The sequence below is a fragment of the Kitasatospora purpeofusca genome, from assembly GCF_000718025.1.
Classification (GTDB): domain Bacteria; phylum Actinomycetota; class Actinomycetes; order Streptomycetales; family Streptomycetaceae; genus Kitasatospora; species Kitasatospora purpeofusca.
Genome location: NZ_JODS01000022.1, coordinates 116,887 through 136,150, shown reverse-complemented (window position 1 = coordinate 136,150; position 19,264 = coordinate 116,887). Strand labels below are relative to the sequence as shown.

The window sequence follows — 19,264 nt, the reverse complement described above, 5'->3', positions numbered from 1 at the left end:
GTGGCTCCGTGGCCGCCCTCGACGCGGACTCCCTCGCCTACCTGACCATCCGCGAAGGCGAGGACGACGCCGACCGCTTCTGGGAGATCGGCGTCATCGGCCACGGCTCCCGCGCCGCCGACCTCGCCGAGCACCTCGTCACCGAGATCCGCGCCTGGCACGACGGCTGGGGCAACACCGCACCGGAGCCCGGGTTCCGCATGGCCGTCGGCGACGCCCGCGACCGGTTGACGGCCACCGACCCGCGCTTCGTCATCGACAAGCCCTACAGCCAGCTCGTCGTCGACTGGCCGCGCAAGGGCCTCCGCCGTCGGCTGGGAACCCAGTACCTCGCCTCCGGCCGCAGAGGCCCGGTCCGCGCCAGTGTCCTCCGACCGCGAAACGCGTTGTGGTCGGTCGACGAGAGTGGTGGGCTGACACGACTCTGTCTCCATGAGCCCAGTTTGAGGCCCTTGCCGTTCACGCTGCGCCGGTCCGGCGGAGGCTCTGGCTGTCCAACACACATATGCTGGCCCGGTCAGAACGGTTTGCTGCATGGGAGTGGCGTGCGCAGGGCGATTGTCAGTGGCATCTCAACGTATGGGCCGACGCAGCCTGACGACTCCGAGCCTGACGGCTCTGAGCCGGAACCATTGGATCCGCTCGGGTTCGTCTCCGACCGCACGGAACTGGTTGCAGAGTCGCTCGCCGCGCTTGGCTTCTCCATCGACGGCGGCCGGCCGCACGTCGACGTCGCATCGAGCGAGCTGCTTGGACGGTTGAACCGTGTGAGCGACAGCGCAGGCGGCGGCCAGGTTGTCATCCATCATGTCGGCCACGGCCTGGTGGGCCGAGGCGGCTCCCTGCTCCTGCCAGGTCGAGACTGGGCCCAGAACAGGTCCGGCGCGACCACGATCGACGTAGACGCCTTGATCAACAGGTTCGAGGAGAGCCCCGAAGGCCCCGATGTCCTGCTGCTTCTGGACGTCTGCCAGGCCGGCAAGGCGGCCCGGGCCCAAGTGCGCATGATGATGGACGATTCCGACCGCAAGGTGTGGGTTGTCGGCGCCGCGGGCCACGGCTCGGCAGCCTTCGACGGCAGGTTCAGTCAAGCCGTCGCCACCACGCTGCGGGGGCTCGCCAAAGGGGCGCTGGACGTCCACCCTTCCTTGAAGCACGTCCCTGTGCGGGTGTTCGCCGCCGAAGTGCAGCGTGAGCTCGACCGACTGTGTGTCATGGAGGGAGCCTCGGTTCCTCAGAAGCTCGAAATGACACCACAGTTCCACCCGTTCGACAGCGCGCCGGCGTTCTTCTGCAATCCCTGGTACCGGACCGAGTACACCGACACCGTCCTGGCCGTGCGCGAGAGCGCACTCGGGATGTTTCTGCGAGACCTGGACCCCGCCTTCGACCCTGTCCACTACTTGAGCCGCGCGTCCGGCGATCCAGACCGAAGATCGGCGACTGGGCAGTGCTACTTCACAGGCAGGGAGCAGCAGCTGGAGGAGCTGACGACGTGGTTGGAGGACACGACAGGGAGGCACGGCAACCTACGGGTGGTGACTGGCAGTCCGGGTGTCGGAAAGTCCGCGCTAATCGGCATGTTGGTCTGTGCGGCCCATCCGAGACTGCGTCCTCTCGCAACCGGGATCACGTCCCGGGTTCACCCCGACCGGCTGCCGTCCCTCAACCATCGTTTGATAGCCGTCCACGCACGTGGCCTGTCCCTCAACGAGGTCATCGACTCGCTTGCCCGCCAGCTCGATATGGAGCAGCCACTCGGCCGGCGATGGAACCCGCGGGACTTCTGCTTCGAGGTCATCAGCAGGGAGGCCGGTGTTCCGGCGGTGGTCCTGGATGCCCTGGACGAGGCGACGGAGCCCGAGGCGATTCTCAATCACCTCCTCATCCCACTCGCCACGATGAAGGGCCGCCATGGCGGGAACGGATGCCGACTGCTGGTCGGGGTGCGTCCCTGGCAGCAGTTCGAGCCGCTCCTCGCTGCGGCTCGAGAGAGCGAGGGCGGACTCGTCAACCTCGACCAGGTCCCTCTGGAACGCGTGAGGGAGGAACTGGCCGACTACGTGAGGGCACTGCTCGCCGGATCTACCGTGTACGGCGTCCCCGAGTACCGAACCCTCCGTACTGAGGCGGCCAGCATCATCGCCGATGCGCTGAGCATGGCCGACATGGGCGGCAGGTTCCTGGTAGCAGGACTCTACGTCCAACTGCTGACCGCGCTTCCCGTTGAGCAGATGAGTACCGCCACGGTAGCGGCCCAGGTGCCACGCTCGCTCGGCGACGTATTGGAACTCCACCTTCGTGAACTCGGCCCCGGGCAGTTGTGGTTGCGGCCCGTGCTCGCCGCGCTCGGTCGCGTCAAGGGAGAAGGTATGTCTCGGCGGTTGCTCGTCCACGCAGCCCGTGCCTTCGGCCCTGGCTCCGCTGCATCGCCAGTGCCTCGGGCGGAAGCCGCCATCGAGGAGGTGCTGCGCCTTGTCACTTTCTACCTCCGTACGACCGCGGGACCAGACGGACTGACCGTGTACCGCTTCTTTCATCAAGCGCTCGCAGACCACATGACGCTCCATCCGTACGGCCGCAGCGATCCCATCGCGCCCGCGGCGGTCGCCAACCGCGTGTACGAGGCTCTCCTCGACTCCGAACGCCCCTCCCCGCTCCACCGTCCGAACTGGCGCAACGCCGAGCCCTATCTACTGCGGCACCTGCTCGAGCACGCGACCGAGGCGGGACGGGCCGATGAGCTGGTACTCGACAGCGAGTTCCTGGCCCATGCCGACCCGCGACATCTGGTCCCGCTGCTGGACGGCGCGGACAGCGAAGCCGCACGTCTCATGGCCGCCGCCTACCGCACCAGCGGTCCCCACCACCTGACCGCCTCGCCCTACCAGCGCCGGCAGCTGCTCAGTGTCGACCTCGCTCGATGGGCCGATCTGCGGGCATCGGTGGACGTCATGCACCATCCGGACGCACCGCCGCCCGCATGGGCCTGCACCACGGCGACCGGGTCCGGGGTCTACACCAGCTACCTCGGCAGCCTGCAGGGGCACGAAGGTCCAGCGAGCAAGCTTCTCGTCGCCAAGACATCGGAGAGGCTTGTTGTCTCACTGGGCGAGGACCGCTCCGTACGAGCGTGGAACCTCACCGCTTTCGAGCAGCAGGCGTACGCCGACGCCGACGCTGACGCGATGGACACGATCGTGATTGGCGGCGAGGAGGTCGTGGTCACCCTCACTCTTGAAAGCGGCCAGATTCGGCTGTGGGACTTGCCTTCGCTGCGACCGCGAGGCCGCGCCCTCAGAGACGCGGACCGATTGGTGACCGAGATGCACACCTATCCGGCAACGCACGGGCCTTACCTGGTCACCCGGTCAAGCGGCGGTGTCGTACAGATGTGGGACCTCGAAGAAGGAGTGGTGCTGGGGAAGAAGGGGATCCGAAAGCCCAGTCCGGTGGAGATTTCCACGGAGGCGCTCGAAGGCCAGGCCCTCGGTCTGCGGTTCACCGGCAAGAGGAAAGGCGTGGAGACCCTCATCTGGGACATGGAGGCCCGCAGGTTCATCGGATACACCCCTGTAAAGCCAGAACCACCGGCCGACACGGACGACCCGGAAAGGGAGGTCTTGGACGACCTCGAGGACGAGATATGGGACGAGCTTCGCCGACTCCATGTAAGCGCGAGTGGACTCAGGCGTCTGAGTCGTGGCCGCACCAACCGCCCACTCCCTCGACGTCGGCAGAAGTCCGCCCCTCAGGAACCGCCGGTGGACGAGATCGCGCAACAGACCGCGTCCCTGCTCCCGTCCCCCTCGGCCGCGTTCGTCACGATGGAGGTCGGCGGGGATCACACGGTGCTGGTCGCGCAGCCTGACGGGTCCATCCATGTGTGGCGTCTCATGCCCGGGGCTGCCGCCACTCGCGTGAAGGTCGTCGGACACAGCAAACCCGTTGTGGAACTGACGCATGTCCAGGACCGGGCGGTCAGCAGGGGTGCCGACGACACGGTGCTGCACTCTGGCGCTGTCCTCCGAGTGAGCGGCCTCAGTTCCATCTGTGCCGCGGTAGTACCGGACATCGGTCCTGTGGTCCTCGCAGCCGGTGTTCAGGGACGCCTGAATGTCGTGGAAGGCTGGGGTCAGAAGACGCCGAAGACCAGGAGGATAGCGCGGTACCGGAACCGCGTTACACGGATCCTGCCTGTGGGCGATGCTTGCTTCATCACCTCGGCCGCCGGACGCCTGCGCTACTGGAAGCTAGTTGCGGAGGCGGGGCAGTACAGCTCGGAGACCTTGTGGTCCCTCCGGCTCCCCTCCGCAGTCACCGCGATGGCGCCCCTGCCAAGTGGTCTGCTCGTGGCAACGGCACAGGACGGGACCGCCCTCATCGAGTGGAGGAGCGGTGGGCGAATCCTGTCTGTCCAACCACCGTCGGCTGACCACCGTGTCGTGGAGCTGGCCGCGACAGCAGCAGGCGTGGTAGCCCTCTCGGAGAACGGCTCCTTGGAACTGTGGGACCTGGTTCCGCGCAAGGCGCCGACTACGCTCAGCCGCGGAGTCGAGCACTTGGCCAACGATGCCACCTGCGTCGCCGCGGCTCCTGATGGAGGGAGACCTCTCATCGCGACAGGGCACGGCGACCGGTCCCTGCGCGTTCTCGATGTCGAGACCCGGCGGGTGCTGGGGCCGCCGATGTGGCTACCCGACACACCGCGCGCCGTGACCTGGATCAGCTCGCGGCGCCTCGCAGTCAGCTGCGGCCCGGACGTTGTAGAGCTCGACTGGTTGATAGAAGGACAGTGAACGCGCAATGGCCTCACAAGTGAACCGGATCGTCGCCGTGCACGGCATCGGCAACTACCGTCCGCACCAGACACCGGAGGACGCTGCGGAGTCCCTGCGAACGACCTGGACGCGGTCCCTGCGCGAACCGGCCGATCTGCACACCGCGTACTACGCTCATCTGCTACGGCCGACCGGTGTCCAGAGTGCCGGGAACTCGCAGCTCGGTGGGGCGGACATCGACGGGCTGACCGGCCCCCAGGCAGCCATGCTGTCCGACTGGCTCAACGCCTACGGAGTCCCGGAGCAGATCGCCCAAGGCCGGTTGACCCGCGCGATGCGTCAGGAGCTCAGCTGGGTCGCGGAGCGCAGTGGCAAGCCCTTCAACGGTCTCTTGCGCTTCATGGCCCGCTTCGTACGGGAGGTCGCCTGGTACCTTGAGCACCCCGAGCGCAGGACCGCTGCCCGTGACCACGTCGCCGCGACCATCGCGCGCGTCCAGCCTCGCGTCATCGTCGCGCACTCTCTCGGCAGCGTCGTGACGTACGAGGCCCTCTGGAGTTCGGCCGCCTCGTCCGTTCCCATCGAATTGCTGGTGACGGTGGGCTCGCCGTTGGCGCTGCCGGGAGCTGTTCTCGACCGGCTCGATCCCGCACCGGTCGCCGGACGGGGACGACGGCCACCCGCTGTCGGGCGCTGGATCAACATCGCGGACGTAGGCGATCTCGTCGCTGTCCCCCGACTGCTCACTCGGGCGTTCGACGGCATTGAGGAAGACATCGAGACGAGCATCGCACCCGTAGACTTCCACACCCTCGGCAACTACCTGGCGTGTGAGGCCATGGAGAAGGCGCTTCTCTCAGTCGCCAGGTAATCAGCTCGTCAGCCATGCCATCGCCGTTCTGACGGCAACGGCCATCGGTGGCGCAGCGGCGTGCGCAGCCGATGGCTGGGGACTGCAACGGTGCTTACCGTGACTGCGCTTGGGTTGGCGGTCACCTCGGCACCCTTGTCGAACACCTCGACCACCGTGGTGCGGCCGGTGACTTCGATGACTTCTCCCTGCTGGTCCCGCTGATAGAAGCAGACCTTGCTCCGGGGCCCGAGGACCCCCGAACGCAGCCGGACGTAGGTGACTTCTCGCCGGCCCAGCCGCGTTCGATCTTGAACACCGTCCCGCTCAGTGGACACGTCCGCGCCAACTCGTGGCGGTCGCCCGAAAGGAGACGCGTGATCCCGTCGATCAGCTCGGTGGTCCCCGTGCCGGTCACGGCTGAGCCGAAGAACACTGGAGTGACCCGAGCCGTGCAGGTCTGCCTGGCGAGCTCGGCGAGGTACTCCTGCTCGCCCAGGGCCTTCTCATCGTCGAGGTAGCGCGCCAGGAATGCTTCGTCGTGATCGCCGAGCAGTTCCGCGAGGTCCGCGGTGAAATCCTCCTCGCGCACGCTCCGGGCGAAGGACCAGGCCTGTGCGGTGCCGAGCCGCTCCACCCGGCTCATCGAGACCATGGCGGGCGCGAGTTGCGACCCTATGGACTTCAGCAGGTCGTCGTGGCGCGCGCCCATCCGGTCGACCTTGTTCACGAAGATCAGGACCAGCATCCGCATCGCGACGAGCGTGTGCATCAGCAGACGGGTCTGGGCCTGGATGCACTCGACGGCCGAGACCACCAGGACCACACCGTCGAGCACCCCGGGGGCCCTCGTCACCTCGGAGATGCAGTGAGGGGCGGCGGCGTCGATGAGGTGGTGGGTGGAGGGCAGCAGGGGGACGTGGAGGCTGACGAGGTCGGCGCGGGAGAGGAGTTCGGGGAGTTCGGTGTAGGTCATGCCGAGGTCGAGGCAGGCGGGGTTGGGGGCGATGTCCCAGCCGAGGAGTCGGGTGCCGAATCCGGCCGCGATGCGGGCGAAGCATTCGCCGATCTTGCCGGTGCCGATGACGCCGACGGTCATGCCGTGGATGTCGCGGCCGAGCAGGCCGTCGAGGCGGAAGTCGAACTCGCGGGAGCGGTTGGCGGCGCGGGTGAGGCGGCGGTTGACGGCCAGGGCCAGCGTCCACGCGTGTTCGGCGACGGCGTAGGGGCTGTAGTGGGAGACGCGGGCGACGGTCAGGCCGAGGCTTGCCGCGGCGTCGAGGTCGATGTTGTTGAAGCCGGTGGAGCGCTGGACGACCAGCTCGGTGCCGCCGGCGGCGAGGACGGCGAGGGTGCCGGCGTCGAGTTCGGCGTTGACGCTGCTGCTGACCACCGGGTACCCGGCGGCGAGCGGGGCGGTGTCGCGGTTGAGGAAGACGGAGAGGCAGCGCAGGGCGTGCCGGCCCGCGAAGGCCTTCTCCAGCAGCGGTCGCTCGTCGGCCTGTACGCCGTACGCGAGGATCTCCATCGCCTGGTCCCTCCTGGGTCCGTCCGGTCCGTTGCGCTCCTCCGGTCACGCTAGGGCGCCTTCGCCCGGTCCCGCCAGGCGGACGCCGCCGGGGTGGCCGTCGGGTGACTGCTGGGCGGCCGCCGGGGTACCCGCCGGTGTGATCGGTGCGTGTTCGGCACGTGACAGAAAATGACCGAATTTATACGCAACCCTACGTACCCCCGCCGATCGGCTGTTCCGTAGGTCAACAAGGCTTGCGACCATCGAAACGAGTGATTCGATCAAGGAATCACCTTCGTTTAACGATTAACCAATCGTTCGTGAACAGTGCCCGAACCACAGCCCCGGGCACTCGAGGGGGTACCACCATGTCCGAAGACACCCATGCCACGGAGCTGACGCGCCGACGGATGCTCCAGGGGGCCGCGGCCGCCCTGACCGTCGCCACCGGCACCGTCGTGATCGGTCTCGCGGGGCCCGGCGGCGGGGCCGCCACCGCCGCGGACCCGGGCGCGTCCGACAGCTTCGACGAGGTCTTCCAGGGCCGACGGATCCAGGGCCGCCCGGCCGACGGGGGGAGCCACCACCACGGGGGCGGCGCCGGCACCGGCTACGAGGTGCGGATCGACGGCGACGAGCTGCACATGATGCGCAACGCCGACGGCACCTGGATCAGCGTCGTCAACCACTACCAGACCTTCGCGACGCCGCGCGCGCTCGCCCGGGCCGCCGTCAACGACCTCCAGGGCGCGACGCTCGTCCCGATCGTCACCGCCTGATTCCGGCCACCGGCCCACCGGCCGCATCCGGCCCACCCGGCCACCCGAGACCGACAGACCACCACCACCAGAGGGGGGACTCATGGGAGTCCGCAAGAACCAGGCGAACCTGACGGCCCAGGAGAAGCGCGCCTTCGTCAACGCCGTGCTGGCACTCAAGGCGAACGGCGGCTACGACCCGTTCGTCACCACGCACAACCAGTTCATCGTCAGCGACGTCGACAACGGCGAGCGCACCGGGCACCGCTCGCCCTCCTTCCTGCCCTGGCACCGCCAGTACCTGCTGGAGTTCGAGCGGGCGCTGCAGGCCGTCGACCCCAGCGTCAACCTCCCGTACTGGGACTGGACCGCCGACCGCACCGCCACCGCCGGCATCTGGGGCGCCGACTTCATGGGCGGCAATGGCCGCAGCAGCGACGGCCAGGTGACCACCGGTCCGTTCGCCTTCTCCGGCGGCAACTGGCGGCTCAACGTCAACACCGACAGCCGCACCTATCTGCGCCGCCAGCTCGGCACCGGGGTGGCGCAGCTGCCCAGCCGGGCCGACACCGAGTCGGTGCTCGCCATCACCACCTACGACGCCGCGCCGTGGAACAGCTCCTCGGCCGGCTTCCGCAACAACCTGGAGGGGTGGCGCGGGGTCAACCTGCACAACCGGGTGCACGTCTGGGTGGGCGGCCAGATGGCCACCGGGATGTCGCCCAACGACCCGGTGTTCTGGCTGCACCACTGTTTCGTCGACAAGCTGTGGTCCGAGTGGCAGAAGCGCAACCCCGGCAAGACCTATCTGCCGACGGCCGGCACGCCCGACGTGGTCGACCTCAACGAGCGGATGAAGCCGTGGAACACGGTCACCCCGGCCGACCTGCTCGACCACAGCGGCACCTACACCTACGACACCGGGTTCTGATCGGTTGACCGGCTGACCGGTTGATCGCTGATCGCCGCCGGTCCGGTTCCGCTCCCGGCGGGGCAGTCGCCGCGAACGGCCCCGGCCCCCGAGACTCGCGCTCTCGGGGGCCGGGGCACCGGACGTACAGGGGGCGGGCGGTCAGATGACCGTCTCGGCCTCCAGGTAGCGGTCGGCCGGGACGGTCTTCAGCTCGGCCACCGCCTCGGCCAGCGGCACCAGGTTGATGTTGGTGCCCTGGAGGGCGGTGATGTGCCCGAAGGCGCCCTTGTGGACGGCCTCCACGGCGTGCCAGCCGAAGCGGGTGGCGAGGACCCGGTCGTAGGCGGTCGGGGTGCCGCCGCGCTGGGTGTGGCCCAGGATGACCGGACGGGCCTCCTTGCCGAGCCGGTGCTCCAGCTCGCCGGAGAGCTGCGTGGCGATGCCGGTGAAGCGCTCGTGGCCGTAGATGTCCTTGCTGCCCTCCTCCCAGTGCATGGTGCCGGGCTCGGGCTTGGCGCCCTCGGCGCACACCACGATGGCGAACTTCTTCTGGCGGTCGAAGCGCTCCCGGACGACCGCGGTGAGCTTCTCGATGTGGAACGGGCGCTCCGGCACGATGATCGCGTGCGCGCCGGCCGCCATGCCCGCGTTGAGGGCGATCCAGCCGGTGTGGCGGCCCATGACCTCGACCACCATGACGCGCTGGTGCGACTCCGCCGTGGTCTTCAGCCGGTCCAGCGCCTCGGTGGCGACCGAGACGGCGGTGTCGAAGCCGAAGGTGACGTCGGTGCAGGCGATGTCGTTGTCGATGGTCTTCGGGACGCCGACGATCGGCAGGCCCGCGTCGCTCATCAGCTTGGCGGCCTTGAGGGTGCCCTCGCCGCCGATCGGGATCACCGCGTCCAGGCCGAGGTCCGCGCAGTACTTCTTGGCGCGCTCGACGCCGTCGCGCAGATGGCTGGGCTGGACCCGGGACGACCCGAGGATGGTGCCACCCTGGGCCAGGATGCCGCTCACCGAGTCGAGGGTCAGGGGCCGGTGGTGCCCTTCGAGGAAACCGCGCCAGCCGTCCTCGAACCCGATGATCTCGTCGCCGTGGTCGACCACCCCCCGGTGGACCACGGACCGGATCACCGCGTTCAGGCCGGGGCAGTCACCGCCGCTGGTCAGCACTCCAATACGCATTGCTTTGCAACTCCCGAGCAGAACCGAGGAACGGCCGGACTACAGGCTGGGACGACGGACCGCCACCACGACAGGCCGTACCCGCGCCGGGTGGGCGCGGAGGTGACCGTCGGGTGAAGGACCGGCCGATTCGGACAGAACATCCGAAACCGGCCGTGGAGTCGAGCATACGGCGCCTGCGTCCGGCCGGGCAGGAGCCGACGCGGGAGCGGCGTCGTCGACGCCCCCGCGTGGAAATGCAGCCTGCTGCCGAGGAGGGTGTGCAGCCGGCAGCCCCGGGACGGGGCAGCCCCATTGTCGTACGTCCCGGCCCGCCCGGGGAGCCCATGACCGCATCGCGGGCACCGGGCGGACGGACCGGGGGAGTACTACGCGGGGCGCGTCGTGGCCGCGATGCGCTCGGCGCGCAACGCGTCGTACCAGGTGGTGTCGGCCGGCGGCAGGGCGTTCACGTCCAGCGCCAGCTTGAGCAGCATGTCCGCGACGGCGGGGTTGCGCGCCAGTACGGGGCCGTGCAGGTAGGTGCCGAAGACGGTGTCCCGCCAGGCGCCCTCGGTGCCGTCGCCGGTGCCGTTGCCCCGGCCAGCGGTGACCCGGGCCAGCGGCTTGACGCCCTGGCCGAGGTGGGTCACGCCCTGGTGGTTCTCGAACCCGGTCAGCTGCGGCAGGCCGAGCTGCGGGTCCACGTCGGCCAGCACGTCGCCGACGCAGCGCTCGCCCTCGCCGCGGGTGGTCCACACGTCCAGCAGGCCGAGGCCCGGCTCGCGCTGGCCGAGGTCGTTGACGAACTCGTGGCCGAGAATCTGGAAGCCGGCGCAGACCCCGAGGATGATCGCGCCGTTCTCGGCCGCCCGCACCAGCCCGGTGTCGTTGCGCAGCCGCTCGGCGGCCAGCCGCTGCGGGCGGTCCTCGCCGCCGCCGATCAGGTAGATGTCCCCGCTGGTGGGCACCGACTGGTCGGAGCGGACGTCGATCCGGGTCACGTTGAGATGGCGCTGGCGGGCCCGGCGCTCCACGACCAGGGCATTGCCCCGGTCGCCGTAGGTGCTGAGCAGGTCGGGGTAGACCCAGACCACGCGCAGGCTGCTCTCACTCATCCTCGAAGGCCTTCCATGACGTACGTGCGGTGGGCTGCTGGGGGCTGCGGGTGCCGTTCCGGCATCAGCCGGCCACGACCTTCCGCAGCTGCTGGAAGGCGGTGTAGTTGGCGATCGCCTCGATCCGGCCGGGCGGGGCCATCCGGACGGCCTGCTCCAGCGAGTCCACGACGTGGAACTGCAGCCCGGCGACCTCCAGGCGCACCGCGAGGTCCAGCTTGCGCTGGCCCAGCACGAAGACCGGGTGCCCGGCCAGCCGCTCGTAGTCGACGTCCCACAGCCAGGAGGTGTCGGTGCCGTCCGCGTCGAGCGCGTTGACCGAGAGCACCACCGGGGTGGGCGGGCCGTCGATCAGCGAGAAGGTCTCCAGCCAGCCAGCCGGGTTCTTGGCCAGCAGCAGCCTTATGTCACGGCCCTGGTACTGCACCACGTCGTAGCGGCCGGCGACCGCGCTGACGCCGCGCATCCGCTCCAGGGCGACCTGCGGGGAGACGCCGAACACGGCGGCGACGGCGGCCGAGCTGGTGGCGTTGGCGAGGTTGGCCCGGCCGGGCAGCTGGAGCTGGATCGGCCAGGCGCCGCGCTGCGGGTCGATCACATGGGTGCCCTGGAGCGCCCAGTGCGGGTTGGGTCGCCGGAAGCCGCACTCCTGGCAGAACCAGTCGTCGCCGGGGCGCTGCATCACACCGCCGCAGGCGGGGCAGGACCAGGCGTCCTCCTTCCACGCCTGTCCGGCGGCCACCCAGACCACCTTCTTGCAGGAGGAGGCGGCCCAGGTCACCAGCGGGTCGTCGGCGTTGGCGATCACCACGGCCTCGGTGTCCTGGAGGCCCTCGCGCCACTTCTCGGCCATCATCCGGGTCTCCGCCGCGCGGTCGAGCTGGTCGCGGGAGAGGTTGAGCAGGGCGATCGCCTTGGGCCGGGTGTCGCGGGCGACGCCGGCCAGGTACTTCTCGTCGACCTCGATCACGCCGAAGCGGGCCTCCGAGCCGCCGGCCAGGGCGGAGGTGATGCCGGCCGGCATGTTGGCGCCCAGGGCGTTGGAGACCACCGGGCCGGCGGCGCGCAGCGCCTCGGCGATCAGGCGGGTGGTGGTGGTCTTGCCGTTGGTGGCGCTGACCAGCACCACGTCCAGGTGGTCGGCGAGGGTGGCGAGCAGATCCGGGTCGAGCCTGAGCGCGACCTTGCCGCCGATCACCGAGCCGCTGCCTCGGCCGGCCTTGCGGGACACGGCGGCGGCCACCTTGCCGGCGGTCACCGCGATCTTCGCGCGTGCCGGCAGCGAGGCGTCGCGTGCGCCTGTGGGCTCCGATTCGGTGCCTGCCATGCTCAGTGGTTCCTCCTTGCTGCGGCACCGCCCGGGGGCCGGACTACGGGCCGTCGGGCGGCGGGGACGGGATCAGCCTACCGACTCCGCCGCCCGGCTCGACGCCCCGGACCCCGTGCCGCCTGCTGCGACGCCCCGGGAGCGGCGGTCCGGGAGGTCCTGACGCGAGGTCAGGATCGGCGGTGTACGGACGGGCCGTTCGCCGTCGGGGACGCGTGAGCGGGGTGCGGCGGTTCCGCGCGCGCCCCGGGCCGGGCGGCGCGGGGGCCGCCCGGCCCGGGGCCGGTGAGGTTCTTGGTGAGGATGTGGTGAAGAAATGACCGGACGATTACCGGACCTGTCCGATCTGCTCACCGGTACGGCTCGATCGCGGGGTCGCGCGGCCCCGCGGACAGCCTGTGAGCGGTTCTGGGGACGCTCCGTTCTCAGCGGCCCGGACGGGTCTGCCAGGGCACCGGGAGCTCCTCGGCGGCCTCCGCGAGATGGGCGGTGATCACCAGGGTGCCCTCGTCCACCTCGTAGTCGAGCGGCGCCGCCAGCCGGCGCATGGTCGCGATCAGCCCGGTGTTGGACGACTGGGTGACCGCGTACACCGTCTCCACCCCGGCCTCCAGGGCCAGCGCGGACATCCGCCGCATGAGGTCCAGACCCAGCCCGCGCCGCTGCCAGGCGTCCTCGACCAGCACCGCCACCTCGGCGCTGTCGTCGTCCCACATCAGGTGCCCCAGGGCGACGATCCGCCCGTCCGCCGTCTCCACCGCCAGGGCCTGCCCGTGCCGGGCGTCCAGCAGGTGGTCCAGGTAGCGGTCGGCGTCCCGGACCGGCCCGTGGTAGCGCTTGCGCAGGGTCTCGGGGGAGCAGCGGTGGTGCATCGCCAGCGCGGCCGCCTTGTCGGCCGCGTCCGCGCGCCGCACGGTCAGCTCGGCGCCGGCCGGCACGCTCAGCCGGGCCCGGACGTCCGGGACCCGGGGGCCGAGCAGGGTGTCCAGCTCGACCAGGGCCTGCGCCCGGGCGAACTCGGTCGGGGTGAACGGCAGCTGCGGGCGGGTGAGCTCGATCAGTTCGCCCGAGGGGACGGGCAGCCGCATCACATGGCCGTCCACCCCGGCGGTGCCGCGCGCGGCCGCCCCCGGGTACTGCCGGATGCTGCACTGCCCGAAGAGCTGGCGCAGCGCGATCGGCAGCTCCGCGGCGTCCAGCGCCGTCCGGGTGGCGAGGGCCAGCACATGGGTGGGCACGTCCACCAGGTCGTGCGCGTCGGCCGGGCCGGTCCAGATGTCGTGCCCGCCGGCCCCGGCCACCAGCGCGGTCAGGTCGGCCCGGTTGAGCGAGCGCGGCGCGCGGACGAAGAACTCGTCCACGGCGCCGGTCGGCAGCGGGTGGGACTGCATCGAGACGATGTTCACCTGCCGCCCGGCGAGGGCCGCGCAGACCCGGGCCAGACTGCCGGGGGAGTCCTGCACGGTGGTGCGGACCCGCCACAGCGTGCTGCCCTCGAAGTCGTGCAGCGGTCCCCGCAGCGGCTCGGCCTCCGGCGCCCCCGGCGGCGCGGGCGCGTCCGGCGCCGGGGGGCCGTGCAGCTGGTGGCGGTGCGCCCACCAGGTGTGGAACAGCGCGGTGGCGAGCAGGGCGACGGCGGAGGCGCCGAGCACCGCCGGGCCGTCCGGCCCGTGCACCACGAGCTTGGCCACCAGGTCGGCGGCGGTCACCGAGAGGAAGACGGCGGAGAGCTCCACCGCGTCGCGCCGCCAGCGGTGGTTGCGCAGGCCGCGGCGCTGGGCACGGGAGGGGGTCGTGGTCGGATCGGTCGTGGGCGTCAGCTGCTCCGTGTGCTCCATGCCATCAATCTGCCGCTTCCGTGTTTCACGATCACGAATCCTCCGTGACCCCGCGGTTAATGGTGCCGTGACTCGATCACCGTCGGCGGTCACCCGGAGTGCTCGCGCCCGGCGGCCTTCACTTCGGCGAGCAGGACGGCGAGGTCCTCCTCGGTGGTGGCGGGGTTGAGCAGGCAGGCGCGGAGGATCTCGCGGCCGTCGAGGCGGGCGCCGGTGAGGAAGGCGCGGCCGCGGCGCTGCACGGCGGCGGGGAGCTCGCGGTTGAGGGCGTCGAGGGCGGCCTCGTCGGCCGGGCCGGTCGGGTCGGCGGGGCGCAGCCGGAACGCGACGATGGAGGTCTGGACCTCGGCGAGGAGTTCCAAGTCGGGGTCGGCGGTGACGAGTTCGCCGAGCCGGCGGGCCAGGGCGGTGGTCCGGGCGATGTCGGCGGCCAGGCCGTCGCGGCCCCGGTGGGCGATGGTCGCCCACACCTTGAGGGCGCGGAACGGGCGGGTCTGCTCGGTGCCGTACTCGGAGAACCAGCCGAGCTCGCCGGCCGCCTCGTCGCGCAGGTAGGAGGGGACGAGGCTGAAGGCGGCGCGCAGCTCGGCCGGGTCGCGGACCAGCGCGCAGCCGCAGTCGACCGGGACGCCGAGCCACTTGTGCGGGTCGAGGGCGAGCGAGTCGGCGCGGGCCAGCCCGGCGTAGCGGTGGGCGATCTCCGGGTCCAGCACGCCGAACGCCCCGTAGGCGCCGTCCACGTGCAGCCAGAGCCGCTCCTCGGCGCACAGGTCGGCGATCGGGTCGAAGGCGTCGACCGCGCCGGTGCCGACCGTGCCGGCCGAGGCCACCACCAGGAACGGCAGCAGTCCGGCGGCCCGGTCGCGGGCGATCGCGGTGCGCAGTCCGGCGGGGTCGAGGCGGCCGTCGGGGCCGGTGGCCACGACGCGCAGGTGCTTGCTGCCGAGGCCCAGCAGCTCGGCGGCCTTGCGGACGCAGGAGTGGGTCTCGCCGGTGACGTAGCCGACGAGTGGCGGCATCCCGGCCAGGCCGTCCTCGCGGACGTCCCACCCGGCGTCGCGGGCGGCGCGGTTGCGGGCGGCGGCGAGGCAGACGATGGTCGCCATCGAGGTGCCGGAGGTGAGCAGCCCGCCGCCGGCCGGGTGCGGGAAGCCGACCAGTTCGGCGATCCAGCGGACCACGGCCCGCTCCAGGTGGACGTCCGCGTGGTCGCCGCCGGCCGAGCTGGGGTTCATCGCGGCGGCGGCCAGGGTGGCGAGCACACCGGCCGGGGCGGGCGCGGAGTTCACCCAGCCGAAGAAGCGCGGGTGGCCGTTGCCCATCGGGTAGGGCAGGACGTCGCGGCCGACCGCGGCCAGCAGCTCGTCCAGCGGACGGCCGGCGGCGGGCAGCGGGGCGTCCAGCAGGGTGCGGCGGGCGGCGTCGTCCATCGGCTGCCAGACCTGGCCGGCGGCGAGCCCGGCGAGGTGGTCGGCGGCCAGGTCGGCGGCGGTGTGCGCGGCGGCGCGGAAGTCGTCGGAGGTCATGCGGTGGCTCCTGGTGGTGCGGGGCCCGGTGGCGCGGCGTCCTCGGCGCACCCGAACGCCGCGATCCTACGGAAACGGGCCCGCGCCGTGCGGCGCGGGCCCGGTATCCGGGATTCCCCCCGGTCCCGGTGGAGGGGATCAGCGGAGGGGGTCAGTGGGGGGAGCGGGGCGAGGGCGTCAGTCGAGGGAGGCGGAGAGCCCGCCGGCGGAGCGGCAGTAGCCCTGCATCTCCTTGTCGGAGAACTTGGCGCAGAGCCGGCCGGCCGCACCGCCGTCCGTGTAGTTGACCGTGTAGTAGCTGACGAGGCCCTCGGCGCAGGCCTTGCGCTGCCAGCCGTCCGCGGCGGTGGCGCACTGCTGGGCGGCCCAGTCCTCGCGGTCCAGGTTGTACTTCATGGTGCGCGAGCCGACGCCCCGGCTGCAGTCGACCGCCCCGCCGGAGGCCTTGCCGTTGAGGCACCACTTCAGTGCCTCGGCGTACACCTCGGGGTGGTTCGGGTAGTCGTGCGAGGAGAGGTAGAAGGTCGGCGCGTAGAAGAAGCAGGCGGACTGGAACAGCGCCGGCTGGTCCTTGCACGGGTACAGCGGGTCCTGGGCGAGCTTGTCGGCGGGGAGGTTGGCCTTGGCCTTCTCGTCCTCCTCGTCCGGGCCGAAGAGCTGCATGAACAGGCCCTCGGAGCAGCGGATCCGGTTCTGGTCGGTGGTGAACTTGTTGCACAGCTCGCGCGCCTTGGCGACGTCCTGCTTGGCGACGAACATGGTGCCGTGGCCGACGCCGTGGATGCACGGGCCGCTGTTCTTGGGCGCGCAGAGCTTGACCAGGTCGGTCTCCGGCTGGGCGGAGGCGTTGAGCATCTCCTCCACTGCGCCGTGCAGGTAGCCGGCCGCGCAGGTCTCGTGCGGGAAGGAGATGACCTTCTGGAAGTCGGCGTTGAACCGCTTGACCGCCGCGTGCCCGAGCTCGTGGGCGATCGGGTGGCAGAACCGGACGGTGTACGGCAGCTGCTTGGTGATCCGGTCGAGGTCGGCCAGGGCGACGCCGGGGTCGCTGGCGTCCATCTCGGCCATCAGCTTGTTGCGCAGCGTCGAGCGGGTCCACACCGCCGGGTCCCCGGTCGCGGTGGCCGACGCGGCCGGCTGCCCGGTGCCGGCGGGCGCGGCGCCCGCCGTACCTGTGCTGCCCTCGGTCCCCGGGACGGCCGGGGCGACGGCCGCGCGGTCGGCGGCCTGCTCGGGCGTCCAGTCGGTGACGGCCACCGACCCCAGGCCCAGCACCCCGAGCAGCAGGGCGGTGAGAATCGCGAAGGCTCGCGGTTGCATGACGGAGATCCCCCGGCGGATCGAGACGGACGGGACGTTCCCCATCCTGACGGCACGGGTCTCGGATTCCGTGTTTTCGGCCGCCATTCGGGAGGTGTCGGCGACGCTATCGCACGTCCCGCCCGGTCAACGAGGCGGGTTCGCGGCGGGTCACCCTCCCCCGGGTGGCGCAACGGCGCACCACCCGGGGCACTCGGCGCAACCGGGGATCAGAGCTCCAGCGACACCTGGTACTCCGTCAGCCAGGCGTTCAGGTCCAGGGCCAGATCCGCCGCCAGCCGGACCGTCTGCGGGTCGGTGTCCGGGGCGAGCGCGTCGGCGAGTTCGCGGCGGTCGAGCAGGGCGAGGGCGGGGGAGCCGGGGTCGGCGGCCAGTGCGGCGAGTTCCCGGCGGAGCAGCTCCGGGTAGCGCGGGTCCTGGACGATCGGGTACGGGCTCTTCATCCGGTCGGCGATCTCGGCCGGCAGCACGTCCCGGACGGCGGCGCGCAGCAGGCTCTTCTCCCGGCCGTCGAAGGACTTCATCGTCCACGGCGTGTTGAAGACGTACTGCACCAGCCGGTGGTCGCAGAACGGCACCCGCACCTCCAGCCCGTTGGCCATGCTCATCCGGTCCTTGCGGTCCAGCAGGATCCGGACGAAGCGGGTCAGGTTGAGGTACGAGACCTCCCGCATCCGCCGTTCGAACGGGTCGGTGTCCGGCAGGTGCGGCACCTCGGCGAGCGCCTCCCGGTACCGGGCGCGGCGGTAGCCGGGCAGGTCGAGCTTGGCGAGCAGTTCCCGGTCCAGCAGTTGCTCGCGCGGGCCGGTGCCCGCGCCGCCGAAGCCGCTGACCGCGGTCGCCCACGGGAAGTCGTCCGCGTCGAGGGCCTTCGGGTCGTGGAACCAGCGGTAGCCGCCGAACAGCTCGTCCGCGGACTCGCCGGACAGCGCGACCGTCGAGTGCTCGCGCACCCCGCGGAAGAGCAGCAGCAGCGAGGTGTCCATGTCGCCGACGCCGCCCGGCAGGTCCCGGGCCCGCAGGGTGGCGAGCCGCTGCGCCGGGTCGGTGAGGGCGGCGCTGTCCAGCTCGATCACCGAGTGGTCGGCGCCCACGTGCCGGGCGAGCAACTCCGCGTACGGCCGGTCCGGGGTGGTGCGCACCGCGTCCGGGTGGAAGTGCTCGCTCTGCCCGGTGAAGTCGACCGCGAAGGAGCGGACCGGTCCGGCGCCCGCCGCGTCCAGGCTGCGGGCGGCCAGGGCGGTGACCGCGCTGGAGTCGAGGCCGCCGGAGAGCAGCGAGCAGAGCGGCACGTCGGCCTCCAGCTGGCGGTGGACGATGTCCTCCAGCAGGGCCCGGACGGTGCCGATCGTGGTGGCGAGGTCCTGGGTGTGCCGGCGTGCCTCCAGCGCCCAGTAGCGGTGGACCGAGACGCCGCCGCGCCGCACCCGCACCAGGTGGCCGGGCCGGACCTCGGCGATGCCCCGGTACGGGGTGAGGCCGGGGGTGCGGGTCATGGCGATCAGCTCGCGCAGCCCGTCCAGGTCGACCACCGGGCGGACCGCGGGGTGGGCGAGCAGCGACTTGGGCTCCGAGCCGAAGACCACGCCGTCCGGGGTGGGGTGGTAGTGCAGCGGCTTGACGCCCATCCGGTCGCGGACCAGCAGCAGCTCCTCGGTGCGGGCGTCCCAGACGGCGAAGGCGAACATGCCGTTGAGCCGCTCGGCGACGCGCTCGCCCCACTCCAGGTAGCCGCGCAGGACCACCTCGGTGTCGCCGCGGGTGCGGAAGCGGTGGCCGGCCGCCACCAGCTCGGCGCGCAGCTCGTGGTGGTTGTACACCTCGCCGTTGTAGCTGAGGGCGGCCAGCAGCCGGCCGTCGTGTTCGGCCGTCATCGGCTGGGCGCCGCCCTCGGGGTCGAGCACGGCCAGGCGCCGGTGGCCGAGGGCGGCGTGCCGCTCCAGATGGGCGCCGCCGTCGTCCGGGCCGCGGCAGAGCTGGGTGGCGGTCATGGCGTCGAGCACCTCGCGTTCGAGGGTCAGGTCGCGGTCGTAGGCGACCCATCCGGTGATCCCGCACATCAGCAAGCCTCCGGTTCTTTTGACACTCTTCCGATGCTCCCGCCCCCCTGGTCACCGCGTGACTCCCCCCGGTGTGTGAGCAGGTCATCACGCTACGTG

The 19,264-nt window shown here is 71.2% G+C and carries 12 protein-coding genes; 4 read left to right on the top strand and 8 right to left on the bottom strand.

Going from position 1 to position 19,264, the window contains the following annotated elements; genetic code table 11:
• Positions 1-8 precede the first annotated feature (8 nt).
• Together IF01_RS50295 and IF01_RS0127660 are read left to right on the top strand one after the other, a co-directional pair.
• Positions 9-4,799, top strand: coding sequence for a hypothetical protein (locus IF01_RS50295; RefSeq protein WP_244215646.1), 4,791 nt, complete (start codon positions 9-11; stop codon positions 4,797-4,799).
• A gap of 19 nt (positions 4,800-4,818) precedes the next feature.
• Positions 4,819-5,652: a hypothetical protein gene (locus IF01_RS0127660; protein ID WP_157855368.1), complete on the top strand. Its 834-nt coding sequence runs from the start codon at positions 4,819-4,821 to the stop codon at positions 5,650-5,652.
• Positions 5,653-5,773: 121 nt separating this feature from the next.
• On the opposite strand, the gene IF01_RS45960 is transcribed toward IF01_RS0127660, so the two are convergent.
• Complete coding sequence (locus tag IF01_RS45960) at positions 5,774-7,159, bottom strand: NAD(P)-dependent oxidoreductase (RefSeq protein ID WP_078880357.1); 1,386 nt, start codon at positions 7,157-7,159, stop codon at positions 5,774-5,776.
• Positions 7,160-7,509: 350 nt separating this feature from the next.
• Here IF01_RS45960 and melC1 point away from each other — a divergent pair, with 350 nt between their 5' ends.
• Both melC1 and melC2 read left to right on the top strand, forming a co-directional pair.
• Positions 7,510-7,920 (top strand): apotyrosinase chaperone MelC1, encoded by a 411-nt coding sequence (gene melC1, locus IF01_RS0127650; RefSeq protein WP_030396269.1) that lies wholly within the window; start codon positions 7,510-7,512, stop codon positions 7,918-7,920.
• 82 nt (positions 7,921-8,002) lie between these two features.
• A complete protein-coding gene (gene melC2, locus IF01_RS0127645; RefSeq protein ID WP_030396268.1) occupies positions 8,003-8,830 on the top strand; it encodes a tyrosinase MelC2 in 828 nt (275 codons plus the stop codon).
• A 141-nt stretch (positions 8,831-8,971) separates the two neighbouring features.
• Here the strand turns inward: melC2 and IF01_RS0127640 are convergent, their stop codons facing one another.
• The 7 genes from IF01_RS0127640 to asnB all read right to left on the bottom strand — a co-directional run bounded on the left by IF01_RS0127640 (position 8,972) and on the right by asnB (position 19,165).
• Positions 8,972-9,997, bottom strand: a complete 1,026-nt coding sequence (locus IF01_RS0127640; protein WP_030396267.1) for a 6-phosphofructokinase — start codon at positions 9,995-9,997, stop codon at positions 8,972-8,974.
• A 368-nt stretch (positions 9,998-10,365) separates the two neighbouring features.
• On the bottom strand, positions 10,366-11,094 hold the full coding sequence (locus IF01_RS0127635; protein ID WP_030396266.1) for a type 1 glutamine amidotransferase: 729 nt from the start codon (positions 11,092-11,094) through the stop codon (positions 10,366-10,368).
• Positions 11,095-11,158: 64 nt separating this feature from the next.
• Positions 11,159-12,421, bottom strand: coding sequence for a MurT ligase domain-containing protein (locus tag IF01_RS0127630; RefSeq protein ID WP_030396265.1), 1,263 nt, complete (start codon positions 12,419-12,421; stop codon positions 11,159-11,161).
• A gap of 425 nt (positions 12,422-12,846) precedes the next feature.
• On the bottom strand, positions 12,847-14,259 hold the full coding sequence (locus IF01_RS0127625; RefSeq protein WP_051756325.1) for a GNAT family N-acetyltransferase: 1,413 nt from the start codon (positions 14,257-14,259) through the stop codon (positions 12,847-12,849).
• 89 nt (positions 14,260-14,348) lie between these two features.
• On the bottom strand, positions 14,349-15,785 hold the full coding sequence (locus IF01_RS0127620; protein WP_037781304.1) for a pyridoxal phosphate-dependent decarboxylase family protein: 1,437 nt from the start codon (positions 15,783-15,785) through the stop codon (positions 14,349-14,351).
• 177 nt (positions 15,786-15,962) lie between these two features.
• The gene (locus tag IF01_RS42350) at positions 15,963-17,105 is read right to left on the bottom strand and encodes a hypothetical protein (protein WP_149030576.1); all 1,143 of its coding nucleotides are present in this window, start codon (positions 17,103-17,105) and stop codon (positions 15,963-15,965) included.
• A 209-nt stretch (positions 17,106-17,314) separates the two neighbouring features.
• Entirely contained in the window at positions 17,315-19,165 is a 1,851-nt protein-coding gene (asnB, locus tag IF01_RS0127610) for an asparagine synthase (glutamine-hydrolyzing) (protein ID WP_030396261.1), read from the bottom strand.
• Between the last annotated feature and the right edge of the window lie 99 nt (positions 19,166-19,264).